Consider the following 20,706-nt stretch of genomic DNA (forward strand, 5'->3'; position numbering starts at 1 on the left):
GTGCCAAACCTACTCACTGCCGCTGTCAGGGGAAAGCAATGAAACTTGTACATAAACTGGTCATTTCATACAGCATTATCATCACGCTTATGGTGGCACTGGTTGCCTTGGTGGCATCAAGCCTTAATGAATTAGGCGAAGCGACCGAAGCGACCGACCATTCGCATATCGTCATTGCTGAAGCAGAACAAATTGAAGTGCACATGTTAAACATTGCCAATGGTCAGCGTGGTTTTGCGCTAACCGGCAATTACGATTTTTTAACGCCTTATGATCGTGGTATTGCCGACTTTGACGCCTCTTATGATCGTTTGCTGAAGTTAACAGCAGATAATTCGGCGCAGCAACAGCGTTTGAAAGACTTACGTGCGATATATGACGACTGGTTATTTAACGCTATCGACCCTGTTATTGCTACCCGTGAACAATACGGTGAAGGCAGTTATGGTCTGGATCAAGCCGCTGCGGTTGTTGCTCGTGGTGCAGGTCGTGAGGGACGGCAAGCCCTTCGCGAGGGTATTGCGGAGTTTACTCAAGCAGAAAAGCAATTGCTTACAGAGCGTCAGGAAGCTGCTGCTGAAACGTCCAGTTTAACGGTTGCTGCGGTGTTGATTGGTGGCCTAGTGGTGATTGTGGTTGCCGTAATTTCAGGACTGGTATTCCGCCGCCAACTGCAACAACGTTTGGCCGATGCTATGCTAGTAGCTTCAGCGGTTGCCGATGGTCGTTTAGACAATCATATTGACGAAGACGGTAGCGATGAAATTGCCGAATTGCTGTCGGCATTAGCCAACATGCAAACGCAATTGCGCCACATGATGAGCGAAATCAAGCAGGCCGCAACTGAGCTTTCCAGTTCCAGTCAGGCCGTGGCCAGCACCGCCGAAGAGTTGTCTGCATCCTCTGATGAGCAATCTAATGCGTCAGGCTCTATTGCTACCTCGGTGCAGCAGCTTAGTGCCAGTATTAGCCATGTTGCTGAAAATGCAGGCGAAGCTAAGCAAATTGCTACTGAATCTGGCAACAATGCAGAACAAAGTGCCAAGGTGATGGAACAAATGGTAGCCAGCATGAATCGTATTAACGAAGCGGTTCGTGAAGCCTCAGCGCAAGTGGTGGAATTGGGCAAGCAATCTGAACAAATCAATTCTATAGTAAATGTGATTAAGTCGATTGCCGACCAAACTAACTTGCTAGCACTGAACGCGGCTATTGAAGCAGCTCGTGCTGGTGAACAGGGTCGCGGTTTCTCGGTAGTTGCTGATGAAGTGCGCACCCTGGCGCAACGTACCAGTGAATCTACTGACGAAATTGAAGTCATGGTTGGTAAGATTCAGCAGGGTACCCAAAATACAGTGCATCAAATGGAGCGTGGTGTCGATGAAGTTGAAGAAGGTGTAGAACTGGCGGGGCAAACTGGCGTAGCTATTCGGGAAATTCGCGAAAGCTTCGAACGAGTGCTTACCGTGGTTGAAGACATCAGCAACGCATTGCAGGAGCAAAACCAGGCCAGTGGCGAAGTCGCGAAGCACGTTGAGCGCTTCTCGGGCATGGCAGAACAGAACAAAGAAGCTACTCAACACACTAGTTCTACGGCACATCAGTTACAGGCATTGTCTGAACAGTTGTCGCGTGCAGTGGAACGCTTTAAGGTTTAAACCTATGCGCCCAGGCATTAGTAAGAGCACATGTTTTCGTGGGGCAGCTTTCAAGCTGCCCTTTTTCTTGTTGTTACCATTCTCGGTGGCGGCCGCGGATCTGCCCGACCTTCAGCAAGAAATTGAGAATCCGATGCAGCAGGAAGCTTTCTCCGAGCCCAGTGAAATTGCGCCGGAAGTGGTTTTTAGTGAGTGGGAATTAGAGCCTGTGGATGAAGCGGAAGAAGCCGCTTTATCAATTAATGAACCCATGTATTTTGTGGTTGGTGGCAACGTTGATGGCTCCGGCGATTTAACCTCGCGGTTTCAAATCAGCTTTAAATATCGCATGTTCTCCGAAGACGGTTTATTTGTTAAGCATTTGCCGTGGCTGGAAAAGTTTCACCTTGGCTACACCCAAACATCGTTGTGGAACTTGTCGGCGGAATCCAAGCCCTTTGAAGACACCACCTACAGGCCCAGTTTTTTCTGGGAATTGAATACGCCGCAGTTTGGCTGGAAACCGGACTACTGGCGCTTTGGTTACGAACACGAATCAAATGGGCAAGCGGGTGACGAGTCGCGCAGTGTAGATACGCTGTTTATACAGCCCGCCTGGAGTTTCAACATTGGTGATAAAAATTTAGTGATAGCGCCTAAGCTCTCCACCTACATCAACAAAGGCGATGAAAATGACGATGTGGTTGATTATCGCGGCCGCTCCGGCTTAACCATTCGTTATGGTAGTGAAGATGGCTTTTTAGCCTCACTGACTACTCGTTATGGGCTGCAGCGTTTCGGTAACGCCCAGCTTGATTTGACCTATCCAATACGCCAAAAAATATTCAGCAGAGCAGGGGGTTACATCTATTTGCAGTTTTTTCACGGCTATGGTGAAAGCCTGCTGAATTATGATGAAAAAGAGCCGCTACGGGTACGCTTAGGATTCGCTATAGTGCGTTAAGTGTTGCTTCCAAGGTGATACAGTTCGTTAAAAAAATGTGATTACAATGTAGTCAGCAAGCGCTAAAAACGGCATAATAAATAGTCAGTCGTATAATTATAAAAAGCGCTTAGGGAATATCATTTGGTTTTATTTCGTCGTCCGCGTACATCAGCACGTCGATTACTCACTATTGTTGTTCATCAACACTCGGTGTCTTTCTGTATTGCAGAACTTGCAGCCCATGCTACTGCGCCTTCCAGCCTGGTTTTGAACGATCAGGCGGAAGCGCGAGTGGGTGCCTGGTTTGAAACCATCGAAAAACTGCTGCAGCAATATAAGCGCTTTCTACAACCTGATATGCCAGTACAGCTAGTGCTGGGTCTTTCGCTTTACCAAAGCGTTCTGATTGACCGTCCGCAATTGCCTGCTGAAGAACTCGCCAGTGGCCTAAAGTTCGCGTTGCGGGAACTGGTGTCACTGTCGCCGTCACAAATTATTGCTGATTATTATGAGTTGCCCGCGCAACCGGCTGGTAGTGACAAAATTAATGTGGTGGTAGCGGATAAAAAGCAGTTAGAACCAATCTTAAATTGTTTGCATGATGCCAAACTTGAGCTGCAGGGTATTAGTGTGGTGGAACTTGCCAATGCACGTTTAGTCACAGATACCGTGGACCCGGTCATGTTCTTATTACAGCGTGCAGGTGAACCTATCGTGGTGCAAATTGTGAGCGAGGAAAAGTTATTTCTAAGCCGGCAGGTACGCGGTTTCGAAAAGCTCGCTGACTACTCCACCGACGAATTGAAAATGGGTGCGCTAGAGCCACTCAGCGTCGAGATGCAGCGCTCGCTGGACTACTTTGATAGTCAGTTGCGCCAGCGTCCGGTCGCCACTATTCAATGTGCATTGCCCTTTAGTCCGGCCAGTGAGGTACATGATGCCTTGCAGCAGCAGTTGGGCTTAAAGGTAAGCGGTTTAGCCTATCCGCAGTGGGCGCAGGAACTTGCAGCCGGCGACTTTAGTGATTTGGCTGCACTGGGCGGTACCTTGTTATTGCTCGATGCATTAACGCAGGAGGCGACATGAGCTCAACTGCGTTAAAAACCGCCATTAATTTATACGTAGCCGAACTTCGGCCAGTACAAAAGCGCTTCACGCTTAAACTAACCCTGTTGGTGTTGGGTGGTTGGTTAGCGGTCTTGGTGCTGGTAGCCATAGTTTTGAGCTATGCCCAGTCGTCGCACCAACAACAGGTAACCGAGTTAAACCGGCAAGTTACTCAGCAACGGGCGGTGGTTACTGAACTGAACCAGGCACTGCAACAGCGTCGCGGCGATCCGAAAATTCAGCAGCAACTAGATTTAACCCGCGCCGAAATTGAGCGGGGGCAACAGCTACTGGGTAACCTGAACCAGCAACAGCGTCAGCATCAAACTAGTTTTGCCATGTTATTAAGTGACTTAGCTGAGATTACCCCCGGGCAGCTGTGGTTGCAGGACATAGTGATGGAGCAAGGAGATTTAACCTTGCGTGGTTACGCTACCAAGGCGGCCGCCTTGCCAGCATGGATGGCGGACTTTTCCGGACAACCAACATTACGCAACCGTCAATTTGCGGTGTTCGAGTTACGTACGGAAGACAACGCCCAGGGCCTGGCCTTTACTATTAGCAGTGCAACAGCCACAGAAACAGATGGCGCCCCGGTTACACCGAATGATTTGCTGCGTTTGTCCGGCGGGGGTGACCAATGAGTCGCTGGCAAGTTTATCAAGACAAGTTTTATGCATTGCCGCAAAAGCGCCGTGGATTTTGGCTTGGTGCGGGTCTGATAGCGGTAACAGCATTAGTTGGCGGACAAGTAGTACAGCCACAATGGGATTCCTGGCGCAGTAGTTTGCAGCAAGAAACCCGATTGCAACAAGAGTTAACGCAGTTGCAGCAAACCGCCGGTCAGACGCAACGGGCATTAGCTGGCGATCCAAATGCAGCGTTAACCGCACAGCAGCAGCAAGCGAATGAACGTCTGGCCGAGATTAGGCAGCAATTACGCGAAAAAACTGCGTACGTGAATGCGAAAGACAATCGTGCTTTGCTGCAGGCGGTGTTGGCTGAAGCCGACAATTTAGTGGTTATTGGGGCCGAAGCGCTGCCGCCGGAACCTTTGCTCATGAATACCGATAGCAATGCGAATACCAGTATTTATCAGCACCGCTTGCGCCTGCGTATTAAGGGCAGTTATTTTGAAATCCGCGACTATTTTGCGGCCCTCGAAGAGCTACCCTGGTCGTTTTACTGGCATCGACTGCAGTATTCGGTAGCCAGTTACCCGCAAGGCGAGGTGGAAGTGGAAATTTATACACTCAGCATGGAGCAAGATTATGTTGGGGTATAAATTACTTATAACGGCAATGCTAGTGGTGCTGGTGTCAGTGCCTGCGCAGGCACAGCAACGGGATCCAACGCGACCACCACAAACTGGTGGGGTTCAGCAAAGCACGGGCTTGCCAGCGCAAATGCTGGAGTTACAAGCCATTCAGTTGCGAGAGAACGACCGCTGGGCACAAATTAATGGTCAAAAATTGCGTGAAAACGAGTTTATCGGAATTTATCAGGTAATCCGTATTGAACTGTCAAAGGTAATACTGGAAGCCAACGGGAAACAGGTTATAGTGCGAATGTATCAGTCAGTGAAGCAATCTCAAGAAACGCATGCATCAACCACCAACGGAGGCCAGAAGTAATGTTTAAAGCTTATGTGCCGCTGTTGGCTAGTATTTTCCTCGTGTCTTGTGCGCATCAGCCCGAGCGGGCGCCGCGCGAGGCGCAGCAGGCTTTGCAGCAGCAAGGGGAGCCTGGTAGCGCGAAACCGCAGCGCGAGCAGTTACCCGAAGATGTGCGTCGCGATTTGTTTGCCGACACCGCTGAGAATCCGTCTGCGGCAACCGATGTGCTGGCTGAACCGCGCTTTACGGTGCAGGCGAATAACATTAATGCGCGCGAGTTCTTTGCCAGTTTGGCCGAAGACTCTCCGTACAGTGTAGTGGTGCACCCAGATGTAAGCGGTGCCATCTCTTTGAGTTTAAAAGATGTGACTGTGGCTGAAACTTTGGCCGTGGTACAAGACATTTATGGCTTTGATGTGCGTCGTTCGGGCCGAATTATTCGAATTTATCCGGCTGGCTTACGCAGTGAAACTATCACACTAGATTATTTGTCATTGCGTCGCCTTGGGTTGTCACAAACCAGTGTGAATTCTGGTGGTGTTACCGACGAAGACCGTAACAACTCGAACAATCGTAGAGCCGGTGGAGGCAATGTCGATAACAACCTGGCTAACCAGGGGGGTACGGGCGGTCAGAGTTCAAGAGGGCGCCAGCAAAACCAAATTCAAGGCAACGGCACTTCTATTTCAACTGAATCTGAAACCGATATTTGGTCAGAACTGAAAGATATTCTCCAAGGCATAGTTGGCGAAGAGAATGGTCGTCGCGTGGTGGTATCGCCACAGGCCGGTTTAGTTACAGTTACAGCATTCCCAAGCGAAATTCGCGCCGTTCGCGAGTTTTTATCTGCCGCTGAAGAACGTTTGCAACGTCAGGTAATTCTGGAAGCCCGAATTATTGAAGTTACGTTGAACGACGAATACCAGCAGGGTATTAACTGGCAAGACGTAATGGGTTCAATGGGTAGCACCTCCATTCGTTATGGTTTAACCGGTGGTTTGGCGAGTCAGGCTAATTCATTAGGTGGTGTGTTTGGCATCACCATTACCGATAAAAATTTCAATGGTGTTATTCAACTGCTGCAAACTCAGGGTAATGTGCAGGTACTGTCGAATCCGCGCGTTAGTGCTTCGAATAATCAGAAAGCTGTTATTAAAATTGGTGAAGACGAGTATTACGTAACTAACGTATCTACCACTACGGTTACCGGTACGGCCACTACCTCTACGCCAAATATTGAGTTAACCCCGTTTTTCTCAGGTATTTCACTGGATGTGACGCCGCAAATAAGTGCTGACGGCGAAGTCACACTGCACGTACACCCGTCGGTGGTGGAAACCTCTGAACAGGAAAAAGTGATTACCTTAAACGAAGACCAGTTTATTCTGCCGTTGGCGCAGAGCAACATTCGCGAAAGTGACACCATAGTGCGCGCCCGCAATGGCGAAATTGTGGTGTTAGGTGGCTTAATGCAAACCACTTATAGCGATCGCGAAGCCAAAGCACCATTTTTAGGTGATATTCCGGTGCTGGGTAACTTATTCAAAAGTCGCCAACGTATTGAACAGAAAAAAGAGCTGATTATTTTACTGCGGCCAGTAGTGGTAGGTGTTGATACCTGGCGAGACGAGTTAGAACGCTCAAGCGATATTTTAAAGCGCTGGTACCCGGATAACTAACTTATGTATTTGTATCACTATGGACTGCGTGAATTACCCTTCACGCTAACACCGAACACGGATTTCTATTGCGATCTGGCGGGCCATCATGCCGCGTTAGAGGTACTGCTGACGGCGCTAAAAACCGGCGAAGGCTTTATTAAAGTAGTAGGTGAAGTTGGTACCGGTAAAACTCTGCTGTGCCGCAAAGTGCTGAACGAAATTCCTGATTACTATGTCACTGTCTATATTCCCAATCCGTATCTGTCACCGCACGAGCTGCGTGAAGCTATTGCCAGTGAATTGCAAATTGACACCTCGGTGGCTACGTCACAACAACAAATGACCAAAATTATTCAGCAAAAGCTGATGGAAATTAATAAGTTGGGTCGTTCTGTTGCGATTATTCTGGATGAAGCACAGGCCTTGCCAAGCGAAAGTCTGGAGGCTTTAAGATTGTTCTCTAATCTTGAAACCGAAAGTCGCAAATTGGTGCATCTGGTCTTGTTTGGTCAGCCCGAACTGGATGAAAAACTTGCGGCCAAAGAGCATCGGCAACTGCGTCAGCGTATTACTTTTTCGTACAACCTGGACGCTATGAATGAAACCGAAATTGCGACCTATATTTCCCATCGGTTGCAGGTGGCGGGTTATAAAGGGCCGGCAATTTTCTCGGCCTCTGTGGTGCGGGCTATCTACAAATCCAGCCGCGGTGTGCCGCGGTTAGTGAATGTGTTGTGTCATAAAATTCTATTGCTTTGCTACGGCGAAGGCACCCATCAGGTGCAGTTGCGCCATGTGCGTGCAGCGGCGGCAGACACCGAAGACGCTACTAAATTAAAACCCTTAAACTGGCTGTGGCCGGTTATTGCTGCCGTTGTTATTGGCACTGCAGCCTTATTATTTGTGCCCAAGTTGGGCGCCGGAGTTATGAATGCAGTACAGCAGTGGTGGTCGTTGTGAGTGTTATTAACCGCATGCTGCGCGACTTAGATCAGCGCCAGAAACACCCACAAAGTAATGCTGCCCCGGCCGCTATCGCGCCGATGCCACGCCGGACTCTGTTAAGAGTGGTGTGGCTGCTTATTGCGGTGGTATTGGCCGGATTAGTTTTCTACTTTTCCTGGCAGCAGAGTGACCAGGAACCTGCGCCTGTTATTCAACAACGTGAATCTAACCAACCAATTGATCCTGAACAGTTAGCCCCGGTGGCGGCTGAAGCCCAGCCGCAAAAAGCTGAATCAACTAGTGAGAATGACTCGTCTGAAGCTGTGTTGGCTGCAGATTCTTCGCCGCAAAATTCGGGTAACCAGACTTCGGGTAACCAGAGCTCCTCCGGGCAGCCAGCAACAACAACTGCGAGTGAAACTCAGGCTGCGGCTGAATCAGAAGCAGCAGACACGGCAAGGTCTACCTCCGATCAATCAGCCACAGAAACACCGAATGAACAACCGGCATCATCTAATTCCGCTAAGGCAACTGACACGTCGAAGCCAAGTATGTCAGTACGTCGCGTGCAACTGTCACCGGCGCAACTTGCTGCGCGAAACCTTGAAAAAGCGGAAGAAGCTTTTAGCAAAGGGCAGCAACAGCAAGGCCAGGAACTGTTAGAGCAAGCATTAACAGTGCAGCCATTAAATACAGTGGTGCGCGAGCGCTTAGCAGCCTACTGGTATGGCCGCGGCTACGGCAACAGAGCCTTAGCTATACTGCAGCAGGGGATTCAGTTGGACCCTCAGGCAGCCGATTTAAAATTGTTGCTGGCGCGTATGTATCAACGGCTGGACATGCCAGCCGATGCGTTGGAAGTTCTAAAGAGTATGACACTGAGTGCAGAGCGTGCCCGGGAAGGCTTAAGTATTCGTGCTGAACTTGCCTGGAAGGCGGCTGACTATGAGCAGGCTGTGGCTGACTATCAGGTTCTAACGCAGGCACAGCCGGGCAATGCGCGCTGGTGGTTAGGTCTGGCGCTGGCGCTGGATGATTCTGACGCTTCCGTGTCAGCGGCAGATGCGTACGGTAAAGCACTACAAATTGGTGGTTTTACTGCCGCCACTAACCTGTATATTCAGGAGCGATTGGCGCAACTGCAAGATAGTCAGGCGGGAGGCGATTAATGCGTCCTCGTTTAAAGATGCGGTTGGGTGACCTGCTGGTTCACGAAAACATTATCTCAGAGTCCGAATTGCAGTCGGCACTGACCGAGCAATCACGTTCGGGCCGTAAGCTTGGCCACGCCTTGGTGGATTTGAATTACGTTAGCGAAGATGAATTGCTGACCTTTTTGTCTAAGCAGTTGAATATTCCGTTCATTGATGTGAGCGAGTATCGCATTGATGAAAAAACCGCAAAATTATTGCCGGAAATACAAGCTCGTAGGCACCGGGCGTTAGTTATAGAAGCCGATGAACAGCGTGCCCTGGTAGGCATGAGCGACCCGGCCGACCTGGCAGCCATAGATGCTATTGCAGGCATCTTAGCGCCGCGCAACGTCGAAATTGCGGTAGTTGCCGATCAGCAGTTGCTGGATTCGTTCGACAATTTGTACCGCCGTACACAAGACATTGAGCAGTTTGCCAGCCAGTTGCAGGACGAGTACGACGACAGTGCCGAGTTCGACCTTGGTGCCCTGACACTGGAAGAAAGTGGCGGTGATGCCACAGTAGCCAAGCTATTACAGTCCATTTTTGAAGATGCCGTGCAAGTGCGCGCATCCGATATTCACATTGAACCCGAAGCCAAAGCCTTACGCATTCGCCAGCGTGTAGATGGAGTGTTGCAGGAAAATATACTGGAGGAAGGCAACATTGCTTCGGCTTTGATTTTGCGCCTGAAACTAATGGCCGGGCTAGATATTTCAGAAAAACGTTTACCCCAGGATGGCCGTTTTCACATCAATGTGAAGAAGCACAGTATAGATGTGCGGGTTTCCACTATGCCGGTGCAGCACGGTGAATCCTGCGTTATGCGTTTGCTGGATCAGTCAGCCGGGTTGCTGGCGCTGGAACAAACCGGCATGCCCGACGATATTATAAAGCGCGTAAGACGTTTAGTGCACCGTCCGCATGGCATGTTAATTGTTACTGGTCCAACCGGGTCGGGTAAAACCACCACCTTGTATGGGGTGCTGAGTGAACTGAATCAGGCCAGCAAAAAAATAATTACCGTGGAAGATCCGGTGGAATATCGGTTACCGCGAATCTCTCAGGTGCAGGTGAATAGCCGTATTGGGTTGGACTTTGCGCAAGTGCTACGCAGCACGCTACGGCAGGATCCCGACATTATCATGGTGGGTGAGATGCGCGACCGTGAAACGGTAGAAATCGGTATGCGCGGGGCTATTACAGGTCACTTGGTTCTTTCAACGCTACACACCAATGACGCTATTACCAGTGCTTTGCGTTTGATTGATATGGGCGCAGCGCCTTATTTAGTGGCTGCGGCTTTACGCGGCGTATTAGCGCAGCGACTGATCCGACGTATTTGTGAGCACTGTAAACAGCCGGCAGAAATAGACTCGAACGAATTAAGCTGGCTGCAAACGATGTCGCCAGACATTACCAACGACACTAAGTTCTTCGCCGGACGTGGTTGCCAACGCTGTAACCAAACTGGTTACCGAGGTCGTATCGGTGTATTTGAATTGCTGGAAATGAATGAAGCTATGATGGACGCGCTACGTGATAGCGATACGCGCGAATTTGCACGTGCGGCCGCTAAGTCGGCGAACTTTCGTAGCCTGGCACACACAGCGCTGGATTACGCTAAGCAGGGTGTAACCACCGTCAGCGAAGTGCTGTTCTTAGCCGAGTCGGTGGAAGAAGAAGATTTTGCATCGCTAACCACACCAAGCGAGACCAGTTCCGAGGGTTCCGCTAAGAGCACGGACAACGGAGGCGGCTAATGGCTGAGTTCTTGTACCGTGGTCGCAACGCTCAGGGCGAGCTCATTAACGGCACTATTGAAGCCGGCAATGAGGGCAGTGCGGTAGACAGCTTAGTGCGGCGTGGCATTATTCTGCTTAATATTGAAGAATCCAGCGGTGTGCGCAGCGAGGGGATTAACTGGCAGCAATGGCTGGAGCCCGACGTTAAGCTGCCCGATTTAATTATTTTTACCCGGCAAATGTATTCGTTAACCAAGGCCGGTATTCCGCTGTTGCGGGCCATTGACGGGTTGGCTGAGAACACCAGCAGCAAACGTCTGGCGCGGGCTCTTCGGGAAACGGTGGGGCAGTTAGAGAAAGGCCGCACCTTGTCGGCGGCTATGGCGTCGCATCCGAAAGTGTTTCCACGCTTGTTGGTGGCCGTTGTGCATGTGGGTGAAAATACCGGCCAGCTAGAACAGTCGTTTGCACAACTGGCAGCTTATTTAGAAAAAGAACAGGAAACCCGCAAGCAAGTGAAAGCGGCAACAAGATATCCGTCGTTTGTATTGCTGGCGCTGGTTGCCGCCATGTTTGTGCTGAATATATTTGTAATACCAACCTTTGCCAGCATGTTTAGCCGCTTTGGTGTCGAGCTACCGCTGGCAACCCGCGTGCTGATTGGTACCTCGAACTTTTTTGTCAATTACTGGCACCTTATGTTGTTGGCCATTGCTGGCGCTATATTTATGCTTCGGCGTTATATACAAAGCCCGGCCGGGCGCGTGCAGTGGGACTACTTGAAATTGCGAATACCAGCAGTGGGCAGTATTTTGATGCGCTCTATGCTGGCCCGTTTTAGCCGTAGCTTCTCGGTCATGTTAAGCGCGGGGGTGCCGCTTACGCAGGCATTGTCGCTAGTAGCCGACGCCGTTGATAACGCCTGGGGCAGCAAACATATTCTGGATATGCGCCGGAATATTGAAAAAGGTGAAAGTTTAAGCCGGGCCAGTCGCAGCAGTGGCCTGTTTACGCCTTTGGTGCTGCAAATGATTTCGGTGGGTGAAGAAACTGGCCGGGTAGACGAATTGCTTGGCGAAGTGGCCGAGTATTATGAACGCGAAGTAGACTACGATTTAAAAACCCTGACAGCGCGTCTGGAACCTATGTTGATTGTGGTGGTTGCAGCCCTGCTATTGGTTATGGCCATGGGTATATTCCTGCCAATGTGGGATATGATGAACGCTTATCAGGGGCGCTAAGTTGCTTAGTTGCAGGCCTCTGCGTATGAGCTTTGTAAGATTGCTATGTAGGCGCTTCGCCAGCAAAATAACGAAAGGAATGAAGGTATGATATCAACAGCAAATCGACAGCAAGGCTTTACCTTAATAGAGCTGATTATTGTGGTGGTCATTCTGGGCTTGCTGGCCGCGTCGGCTTTGCCTCGCTTTACCAGTGTGACGGCCGATGCAGAGGACTCTGCATTAGAGGGTGTTGCCGGTGGTTTTGCCAGTGCTGTGGGTATAGTACGCGCTGAGTGGGAGCTCGATGGGCGGCCGCAAGGTGGCGCCAATGGTGCTGGCGCCGTTATTGAAATGGACGGCATTGTTGTGAATGTTGACGGCAATACCGGTTATCCGGTCAGTGGCAACAACAATGCCAGCTCGCATGACCAGAATATGAATAACGAAGATTGTCGTTCCATTATGCAGGCAATTTTGCAGGGAGCACCAACGGCGACCACCAATTTCACTTTATTGGGTGAGAACAGGTATTACGTAGCGCAAGAAACTTTTGGCGGCAATGATGTTTGTGTATATTATTTAGCCAACACCATAAAGAACTTAACGGCAGCGCCGTCGGGAACTGACTTTCAAACCACCGGGAACGTTTTTGTTTACAATCCTCGTACCGGTAGTGTTAACATTTATAGTAACAATTAAACTTCGCTAACAAGCGCAGCTCATTTTTGGATTTAACTTGGGGAATACCATGAAGAAGCAACAAGGTTTTACATTAATCGAACTTATTATCGTAATTGTCGTGCTGGGCATTTTGGCTGTAACTGCAGCACCACAGTTTATCGATTTTTCTTCTGACGCACGTACTTCAACTGTAAATGGCGCTAAAGGTGCTATGCAGGGCGCTTCGCAGGTGACTTATGCAAAAGCGGCATTAGAAGATTCACTTGGTGCTACAGGTACGGCCAATGGTGTAGACACTGTATTCGGTTACCCGGCAGCAACAGCTGCAGGCATTATCGCTGCAACGAACATGGACGCTGAAGCTGTAGCTGATGGCGCAGCAGCCACTGCTGAGTGGGCATATTTCGTAGACGCTACTACTACTCCGGAAAGCTTGTTATTAGCTCCTGGTGATTTGGTAACTGGTTCTGCCACTGCTGCAGCGACCGACATTTCAGGCACCAACTGCTTTGTGACGTATAGCCAAGCTGCAGATGCCTCTACACCGGCAACTGTGGTAGTAACTGACTCTGGCTGCTAAGCACAGCGTTGATTCAGGAAAGGGCCTACGGGCCCTTTTTTATTGCGCACAATGATGGCTATAGTAAAATTTGTGGTAGGTTTAACGAACACTTAGCATTTAACAGGCGGCGCATGCGTATACAGCAGGGCTTTACCATCATTGAGCTAGTGGCAGTTATTGTGGTGATTGGCATTTTAGCCGTTACTGCGGCACCTGCGTTTTTCAGTGACGACGGCGCCGACGTACAAACCTATCAGGCCCGGCTGATTAATTTGCTGCGCCTGCAGCAGCAACGGGCGATGCAGGACACGGCTTCAACCAATAATTATTGTGTGCTTATTGCGGGCAATCGCTTTGGCGTTCCAACCAACTGCTCCGACACCTCGTTACCGGCTAGCTTTGATCCTGACTACGAGGGCTTAGCGGCCGCTGAGCAGGACGCCGGAGTAACTATCACCCCAGCAGAGGTTCGTTACTTTAATGGCCTGGGCTGCCCGGTGAGCGCCCCGGGGAATGCCTGCGGCACAGCACCCTGGCAAATTACTATTGCTGGCGGCAATAACCTGCAAGTATGCGTGGCTAGTCAGGGCCGAATCCATCGGGGCGTCTGCGAATGATTAAAGCCGCGCGTGGTTTCACCCTAATTGAGCTGGTTACCGGCATTGTGGTGCTGGCCATAGCACTCACTTTACTCAGCACCTTGCTGTTTCCACAGGCCCGTAACACCGTTGATGCTATTTACCAGATTCGGGCGGTGGAGCTTGGTAATGCCATGCTTAATGAAGTTGTGTCCAAGCGATTTGATGAAAACTCAGATCCCAATGGCGGCACACCGCGTTGTGGTGAAGTTACTGCGCCTGCGTGCACAGCACCGGCCAATTTAGGGCCCGACGGCGAAAGTCGAGATGATTTCGATGACGTTGATGATTATCACGGCTTAAATGAAACAGGCGCTGCTATTGAAACGGCGCTGGGTGACGACTTGGGTGCTATTTACAATGGCTTCTCGGTGCAAGTAAGTGTTTACTACGACGGCAACCTGGACAGCGTAGACGACGGCGCTGTTGCGAACGCCAAGCTGATTCGGGTAACCGTAGTAACACCCGACGGTGTGGATGTGGTGTTCAGCGCTTATCGGGGGAATTATTAATGCTCCGAATTCGCGGTTTTACGCTCATTGAATTGGTTGCCGTTATGCTTATTCTGGCCGTTAGCGGCATTGCTGTGTTCAGCTATTTACGGGTTGGCGCCGAGATTTTTGTGGACGCGGTGGGGCGTGATCAATTATCTGCACAAAGCCGCTTTGCGCTGGAGCGCCTTAGCCGTGAATTGAAAAGCTCGCTGCCGGCCAGCGCCCGCGAACTCACTGACGACGCCACCTACCAGTGCCTGGAGTTTGTGCCGGTGTCAGGCAGCGGGTTGTACTTGAGCATTCCCCGGCCACCCAACTCGAACGCGCCTATGGATGTGGTAACAGCAGACCCAGACGTATTTGGCAATCGCATTATTGTAAATGCTTTTACTGAAGATCATATTTACCGTGATGGTGGGCCTGGCCGCTCATTAGCCTTAGTTGATAGCACTGCCGATACGCCATCGGCAGGCCTCACTCGGCTTGCGTTTGCCTCCGGTGACAGATTTATCAGCGGCAGCGCGGCACGTCGGTACTATAGTATTAATGACCCGGTTAGTTGGTGTCTGGAGGGCGAGAACCTGCGCCGTTATGAAGGTTACGGGCGCAATCAGAATCAGCAAGCGCCCGGCAACTTGGGCACTGGTGAAACTATGGCTACCAACCTGACCAATGATGTAAGTTTACCAGCGCAATTGCCTTTTACCGTGGCTAACGCAACTTTGCAGCGCAATGGTTTAGTGCAACTGCAGTTCAGATTCGCCAGAAGCGAAGGCGCTGAGCCGTTGATTCTGCATCACGAGGTGCATATTCCAAATGTTCAATAATTACTCCTGTAAGAACCGGAATAAGCAGCGCGGCAGTGCTCTTACTATTGCCATCTTTGTGATCGTGGTGATGGGGCTGCTGGGCATTGCCATTATTCGGCTGCTAGGCGGCAGCAGCGCCGGCGTTATTGCTGAGGTTTCTGGCAGTCGCGCCTTGGCCGCGGCCAACGCTGGGGTTGACTTGTACCTGACCGAACTTTTCCCGTTAGACGAAACTGCACCTTACGACGCCGGCGCAAACCCGTCTGCGTGCCCGGGCACCAGTTTGGGTGGCAGTGCTGAATTTACCCAGGATTTTGCGTCTCATACGCAAACTACGGGCTTACAGAACTGTGAGGTTGAAGTGCAATGTCGGCAGCTGGATTTAGGTAACGGACAGACGCACTTCCGGCTTGAGGCTACGGGTATTTGTACGGTTGGTGGTGATGTTTACTCGCGCCAGCTACAACTGGAGGCCAGTGATGCCAGCTTATAAATATGGGATTGCAAGTCTACTGCTGCTGGGTGCATTGCTCATCAGTCCGGCTGCGTCAGCGGCAACCTATGTTGTGCCCGCCGGACCATTACCGCCCGGGTGCAGCTACGACGGCACCGAAGTGCTGTGCAACGGCAACCTGATTTTCGGTAATAACGACACTATTAACGTTAGCTCGCCTACCACTTTACGTATCACCGGCGACTTCACCTTTGGCAATAACTTCGTGGTGAATGAGGGTGGCAATACGGACGATTTAAATATTATTGTTGAAGGGAATATGAATCCCAGCAATAACGGCATTATTAACGCCAACCTGACTGTGGAAGGGTCTATTAACTCGGGCAACAACACGGGTTTCACTGGTGGGTTAATAGTAAGTGGTAACTTAAATTTAGGTAATAACAGTACGGTAAGTGGCAACATCCAAGTGGATGGAACCTTAAATACCGGCAATAACATCACTATTGACGGCAACATTGATGCCACTAACGTAAATATTGGTGAAAACAATACGGTAAACGGCAATATAGAAGCCGAAAACGTGAACATAAACGGTGGCAACTCGGTTATAAATGGCGATGTGGATGCCACGAACTCGGTTAACAACAACGGTACTATCAACGGTGACGTTGATTCGCCTAACGTGAACGACAACGGCAATATTACTGGCGATCAGTGTGACCAGCAGCAGGAAATTGAAAACGAAGAAGACCGCGGCTGTTCTCCTGAAGGCAACGTCGAATACTTCCAGCTCACTCATAGCGGTACGGCGCTTACCTGTGAAGCTTATCCGGTAACAGTCACCGCATGCGCTGACGCCGGTTGTACCAACCAGTTTGCATTTACTGGTACGGTTGATATTGCTGAATCTACTGGTGGTTTTGCTGCCAGCACTGCAAGCTTCAACAATAGCAGTCAAACCACGGTGGAATTGGACATACCTACGGTTGGTAACTATCAATTGGTAACCCAGAACCCCACCGGTGAAATTCCCGCTTCGGGCGTGCAATGCGATAGCGTAAATGGTTGTGCTATTACAGCGGTAGATACGGCATTGCGCTTTACTAACGAGCAAAGTCAGGTGGCCGGGGTTTCTTTTAGCCTGGGGCTGGAAGCTATTCGCACCGATACTAATACCGGTGCCTGCGGTGCTGCGTTGCAGGGCAATCAGAACGTGCAGTTTGCCTTGAGTTGCCAGAACCCGGGTACTTGCAGTAACACTACCACCTATCCGCAAGCTGCACTTACCATTAACTCAAACACTGTGGGCACCGCCGCCACCGCAGTGCCTGTTACTTTCGACAGTAATGGCGCAGGAACTCTTAACGTTACTTACGGTGATGTTGGCTCTATTGCTTTAAGTGCAAGCACTCAGGCGCCCACCAGCGCAACTTTAAGCGGTAATTCAGCACCTTTTGTTGTAAAACCCCATGCGGTTGGCTTCACCATTAGCAGTAATCCGGCGGCGGGGTTAACTAGCGACTTTCACCTTGCCAATGTGTTTGCCAGTGCAGGTGAGAACTTTGAAGTACGCCTTACGGCGTTAAATTTCAATGGTGATGCGACTCCGAATTTCGGGAATGAAAACACTGCGCAGACACTGGCACTGGTGAACCACAGCCTGCTCGCACCTACCGGTAGCGGCGCCAATAGTGGCACTTTGGCGAATATGAACGGATTTAGTGCCAGTTCAAATATTGCAGAATACGTGAATAGCAGTGTCAATTTCAACGAAGTTGGTGTGATTCAACTGGAAGCCAATGTTGCCGGAGGCGATTATCTGGGAGCTGGCGGTATTAACGGTGCCCTGAATCGTACTAGTGAGCCGGTCGGGCGCTTTATTCCTGCATATTTTGAAGTACTGTCACAAACCCCGGTATTAGTGCATGCACAGGACGATTTCACTTATTATGGGCAACCTACTGAGTTTGGCTTGAATCCACAATGGGAATTGCGTGCCTATAGCACCGCCGGCGCTCTGATAACTAACTACCGTGACCTGTTTTACCGGTTAACCAGTGATGGCAGCACCGATGGGAATCGGTTCGATACCACGGCTACATCGAACCTTGCCAATGTGACTGCCAGCTTAAACGGTACCGCAACTTTGCAAGTAGCCAACCAGAGCACACTGGGACAGCCGCTGGAATTCCAACTGGTCAACTTGTCCATGTTATTCAGTAAGCCACAGGTGCCCAAGTTGCCCGCGCAAGCCGACTACAACATCACAGTTCCGGCCAGCTTAATGACCGATAGCGATGGCGTGTGTATTGCCAGTCAGGCTGCGCCGGGTAACTGTCAGGACATTAGCTTGAACAACAGCTTAATCGGTGAGGCGATGGATATGACCGGCACTGAGTTGCTGGACGGCGTGGTCGTATTAAATGACAGCTACGGAGTCGACGGCGAACCGCTGCCGGTTGATGTTATTATTACCGCTTACACCAGTGTGGGCGGGTTAGAGGCGTATCGCGTCAATACGCGTGATAATAGCACGCCGGTAACTACTGCCTGGTTAACGAATCTGGCTTGTGCCGGGAATACGCTAAATGCGCAGGGCAATACCACCGTAAGTGGGGGGCGCACGGGGAACAGTTTTGTTGTGGACGGTGCAGCAACCCCATGTGAAGCGTTGTGGCAGCCCAACCTGAATGACCTTGGGGTTGACTACCTGCGCAGCTGGAATAGTACCAGTAACGCCTGGGAAGACCCTGCCGCAACCTTATACTTCGGCCGTTTCCGTGGGAACGACCGAATCATTTTCACCCGTGAAATCGGTTGGTAGTAAGACTTTGGTAATAATTCGGCAATTTAATACTTAATAAAGTGTTCAATAAACTTGCGCTTTGGGTAGCAAGCAAATAGCATAAAGCTGTATTCTTATTCGGCACTATAAAGTCACTGGTAGAAGTGACACCCGAATAACAGGTTTTGCAAACGTTTGAACTATTACAATAACAAAGGCGCGGCCTGTGCGGTCTTAACTTACTTAAGTACAGAGCACGTCCCCCGGTTATTTCTAAGCTTGGAATGGAACAATGATGCGATTGGCTCGACTGGCACTGTTCGTGACTACATCTCTGGCGCTGTCCGGAACGGTTGTTGCTCAAGAAGCGACAGTCGAAGAAATTTCAACCAATATCAGCACACTGCAATCTCAGTATGAAAATTTTTCTGAGAATGTTGCTGGGCTTGAGGCTGAACACCGGAACCTCGTAGAACAACTGAATTCATTGCGTTCGCGCAGTGACGAGTTGGAGCGGGCGCGTTTAAATGCACTGGAAGAAATGAATAACAGATATCGGCAGCTCATTGATGATCCCGAAACTGATATTTCTACCGCACAAAAAGCCTATCAACAGGCTGTGTTAGCGCATCAGCGCAACAAAGAAGATATTAAAACTCAGGTGCAACTGGTTGCCGCTAAAAAAGAAGAAGTGGAAAACGTCCGCTTGAGCCGGCACGGTTTGATTAACCAAATTGAAATTCTGAAAGAGAAACGCACTGCAGCGCGTGTTGACCGTGTGCAACGTGAGTTTAATAAAACGGGCACTATTGAAGTAAGTCAGTCAATTGTTTGTGACCGTCAGGAAACTATTGCGCAGTGTGAAAACCGCGGCAAGCTGCTGGCCAAGCAAAAAGCCTCTAAGCAGTATCTGGATCAGGTGTTCTCTGAGCTATCAGAATCTGAAACCGCGCGAGCGAATCAGGAAAAGGCAAGTCCTAACATTCAAATTCTGGGTTCAAAAACAGTGAGTAATGGCTTTAGTGGTCAGGGCAACTATGGCGTGAAGCTGTCAGTTGAACTGCGCGGCCAGTTGCAGGAAAACCAGGCGTGTAGCCTGCTCAATATTGACCTGCGTTACTGTAACCTAGACTCTGATGTGGGAAAGGATAAGCCGGCTGGTGATGCTGAAGCGATCGCTTATGATGAATCGGCAATGTATAGACTGACATTGCGCTCCAACGTTTATGACGATGAAGTAATCATTGATGGTGTTAGCTATGGTTCAACTCCTTTGGAAGTTATGTTGCCCGCCGGCGAACACGATGTTGAAGTCACTAAGTTTGGATTTGAGAGTTTTGTAAGACGCCTGGCGTTGAAAGAGTCAACCACGGTTCGCGCTGAACTTGAGCGTGCGGCTTTTGCTTTCACGCAAGGTGAAAAAATTCAGGACGTACTGTATCGCAATGTGCGAGGCCCTGAGTTAGTGGTGGTTCCGTCCGGTAGCTTTAAAATGGGTGACTTAAGCGGTAACGGTTTACCGAATGAGAAACCGGCTGGTACTCAGACTATCGAAAGCTCCTTTGGTATTTCAGAGCAAGAAATTACAGTCGGACTGTTCCGTGCTTTTGTTGACGATACTTCTTATGTAACTGAAGCCGAAAAAGGCAATGGTTGCTCAGTGTACGTTGACGGCAAACCGCAACGCGACAGCAAGTTAAACTGGCGTGAGCCGGGCTTTACACAATCGGATACTTCGCCGGTAGTGTGTGTTAGCTATAACGATTCGCAAGAGTTTGTGAGCTGGTTGTCCAGCCGCAGTGGTTTTAAATACAACTTGCCGTCTGAACGTCAGTGGGAATATGCCGCTCGTGCTGGTACTGAAACCGATTACTGGTGGGGCCCGAATATAGGTTCTGGTCGCGCTAACTGCCGTAGCTGTGGCAGCGATTTTTCGAATCAACGTACAGCACCAGTAGGTACTTTTAAGCGCAATGCTTGGGGCTTATTCGACACCGTTGGTAACGTGTGGGAATGGACTTACAGTGCAGAATCCGGTGAAGTTTTGGTTCGCGGTGGTTCATGGAATTTCGCACCAAGCTTAGCCCGGGTTTCAACGCGCATGGAACTACCGAAAGAATTCCGTTCCAACTATATTGGTTTTCGCGTCGTTCGCGCACAACGCTAAGCTAAGTACAAAGGCGCTTGCGCCTTTGTAAACCTTAATA

General features: G+C 50.1%; 19 protein-coding genes. All 19 read left to right on the top strand.

Going from position 1 to position 20,706, the window contains the following annotated elements; all coding sequences use genetic code 11:
- Positions 1-38 precede the first annotated feature (38 nt).
- Positions 39-1,658, top strand: a complete 1,620-nt coding sequence (locus CCE91_RS01915; protein ID WP_086433570.1) for a methyl-accepting chemotaxis protein — start codon at positions 39-41, stop codon at positions 1,656-1,658.
- A 4-nt stretch (positions 1,659-1,662) separates the two neighbouring features.
- A complete protein-coding gene (locus CCE91_RS01920) occupies positions 1,663-2,601 on the top strand; it encodes a phospholipase A (RefSeq protein WP_086433571.1) in 939 nt (312 codons plus the stop codon).
- Positions 2,602-2,724: 123 nt separating this feature from the next.
- Positions 2,725-3,669, top strand: coding sequence for a hypothetical protein (locus CCE91_RS01925; protein ID WP_086433572.1), 945 nt, complete (start codon positions 2,725-2,727; stop codon positions 3,667-3,669).
- Positions 3,666-4,334: a PilN domain-containing protein gene (locus CCE91_RS01930; RefSeq protein WP_086433573.1), complete on the top strand. Its 669-nt coding sequence runs from the start codon at positions 3,666-3,668 to the stop codon at positions 4,332-4,334. The genes CCE91_RS01925 and CCE91_RS01930 overlap by 4 nt, the downstream gene beginning before the upstream one ends.
- The gene (locus tag CCE91_RS01935) at positions 4,331-4,975 is read left to right on the top strand and encodes a hypothetical protein (protein ID WP_086433574.1); all 645 of its coding nucleotides are present in this window, start codon (positions 4,331-4,333) and stop codon (positions 4,973-4,975) included. Before CCE91_RS01930 ends, CCE91_RS01935 begins: the two co-directional genes overlap by 4 nt.
- The gene (locus CCE91_RS01940) at positions 4,962-5,324 is read left to right on the top strand and encodes a general secretion pathway protein GspB (RefSeq protein WP_086433575.1); all 363 of its coding nucleotides are present in this window, start codon (positions 4,962-4,964) and stop codon (positions 5,322-5,324) included. The genes CCE91_RS01935 and CCE91_RS01940 overlap by 14 nt, the downstream gene beginning before the upstream one ends.
- Positions 5,324-6,985, top strand: coding sequence for a pilus (MSHA type) biogenesis protein MshL (gene mshL, locus CCE91_RS01945; RefSeq protein ID WP_086433576.1), 1,662 nt, complete (start codon positions 5,324-5,326; stop codon positions 6,983-6,985). The genes CCE91_RS01940 and mshL overlap by 1 nt, the downstream gene beginning before the upstream one ends.
- A 3-nt stretch (positions 6,986-6,988) precedes the next feature.
- The gene (locus CCE91_RS01950; protein ID WP_086433577.1) at positions 6,989-7,927 is read left to right on the top strand and encodes an ExeA family protein; all 939 of its coding nucleotides are present in this window, start codon (positions 6,989-6,991) and stop codon (positions 7,925-7,927) included.
- Positions 7,924-9,081: a tetratricopeptide repeat protein gene (locus CCE91_RS01955; protein WP_086433578.1), complete on the top strand. Its 1,158-nt coding sequence runs from the start codon at positions 7,924-7,926 to the stop codon at positions 9,079-9,081. Before CCE91_RS01950 ends, CCE91_RS01955 begins: the two co-directional genes overlap by 4 nt.
- Positions 9,081-10,868: a GspE/PulE family protein gene (locus tag CCE91_RS01960; protein ID WP_086433579.1), complete on the top strand. Its 1,788-nt coding sequence runs from the start codon at positions 9,081-9,083 to the stop codon at positions 10,866-10,868. The genes CCE91_RS01955 and CCE91_RS01960 overlap by 1 nt, the downstream gene beginning before the upstream one ends.
- Positions 10,868-12,091 carry a type II secretion system F family protein gene (locus tag CCE91_RS01965; protein WP_086433580.1) on the top strand — a complete coding sequence of 408 codons (1,224 nt, stop codon included), beginning with the start codon at positions 10,868-10,870 and terminating at the stop codon, positions 12,089-12,091. The genes CCE91_RS01960 and CCE91_RS01965 overlap by 1 nt, the downstream gene beginning before the upstream one ends.
- An 87-nt stretch (positions 12,092-12,178) precedes the next feature.
- Entirely contained in the window at positions 12,179-12,772 is a 594-nt protein-coding gene (locus CCE91_RS01970) for a pilus assembly FimT family protein (protein ID WP_086433581.1), read from the top strand.
- Between the two features lie 49 nt (positions 12,773-12,821).
- On the top strand, positions 12,822-13,334 hold the full coding sequence (locus CCE91_RS12370; protein ID WP_086433582.1) for a prepilin-type N-terminal cleavage/methylation domain-containing protein: 513 nt from the start codon (positions 12,822-12,824) through the stop codon (positions 13,332-13,334).
- Between the two features lie 113 nt (positions 13,335-13,447).
- On the top strand, positions 13,448-13,933 hold the full coding sequence (locus CCE91_RS12375; RefSeq protein WP_086433583.1) for a pilus assembly FimT family protein: 486 nt from the start codon (positions 13,448-13,450) through the stop codon (positions 13,931-13,933).
- Complete coding sequence (locus tag CCE91_RS01985) at positions 13,930-14,466, top strand: type IV pilus modification PilV family protein (protein WP_086433584.1); 537 nt, start codon at positions 13,930-13,932, stop codon at positions 14,464-14,466. The genes CCE91_RS12375 and CCE91_RS01985 overlap by 4 nt, the downstream gene beginning before the upstream one ends.
- Positions 14,466-15,275 carry a PilW family protein gene (locus tag CCE91_RS01990; RefSeq protein WP_086433585.1) on the top strand — a complete coding sequence of 270 codons (810 nt, stop codon included), beginning with the start codon at positions 14,466-14,468 and terminating at the stop codon, positions 15,273-15,275. The genes CCE91_RS01985 and CCE91_RS01990 overlap by 1 nt, the downstream gene beginning before the upstream one ends.
- On the top strand, positions 15,265-15,750 hold the full coding sequence (locus CCE91_RS01995) for a pilus assembly PilX N-terminal domain-containing protein (RefSeq protein ID WP_086433586.1): 486 nt from the start codon (positions 15,265-15,267) through the stop codon (positions 15,748-15,750). Before CCE91_RS01990 ends, CCE91_RS01995 begins: the two co-directional genes overlap by 11 nt.
- Positions 15,737-18,538 carry a DUF6701 domain-containing protein gene (locus CCE91_RS02000; RefSeq protein ID WP_157984147.1) on the top strand — a complete coding sequence of 934 codons (2,802 nt, stop codon included), beginning with the start codon at positions 15,737-15,739 and terminating at the stop codon, positions 18,536-18,538. The genes CCE91_RS01995 and CCE91_RS02000 overlap by 14 nt, the downstream gene beginning before the upstream one ends.
- A gap of 253 nt (positions 18,539-18,791) precedes the next feature.
- Entirely contained in the window at positions 18,792-20,666 is a 1,875-nt protein-coding gene (locus CCE91_RS02005; protein WP_086433588.1) for a formylglycine-generating enzyme family protein, read from the top strand.
- The last annotated feature ends 40 nt before the right edge of the window (positions 20,667-20,706 follow it).

Source organism: Pseudidiomarina planktonica (genome assembly GCF_900177775.1).
GTDB classification, from domain to species: domain Bacteria; phylum Pseudomonadota; class Gammaproteobacteria; order Enterobacterales; family Alteromonadaceae; genus Pseudidiomarina; species Pseudidiomarina planktonica.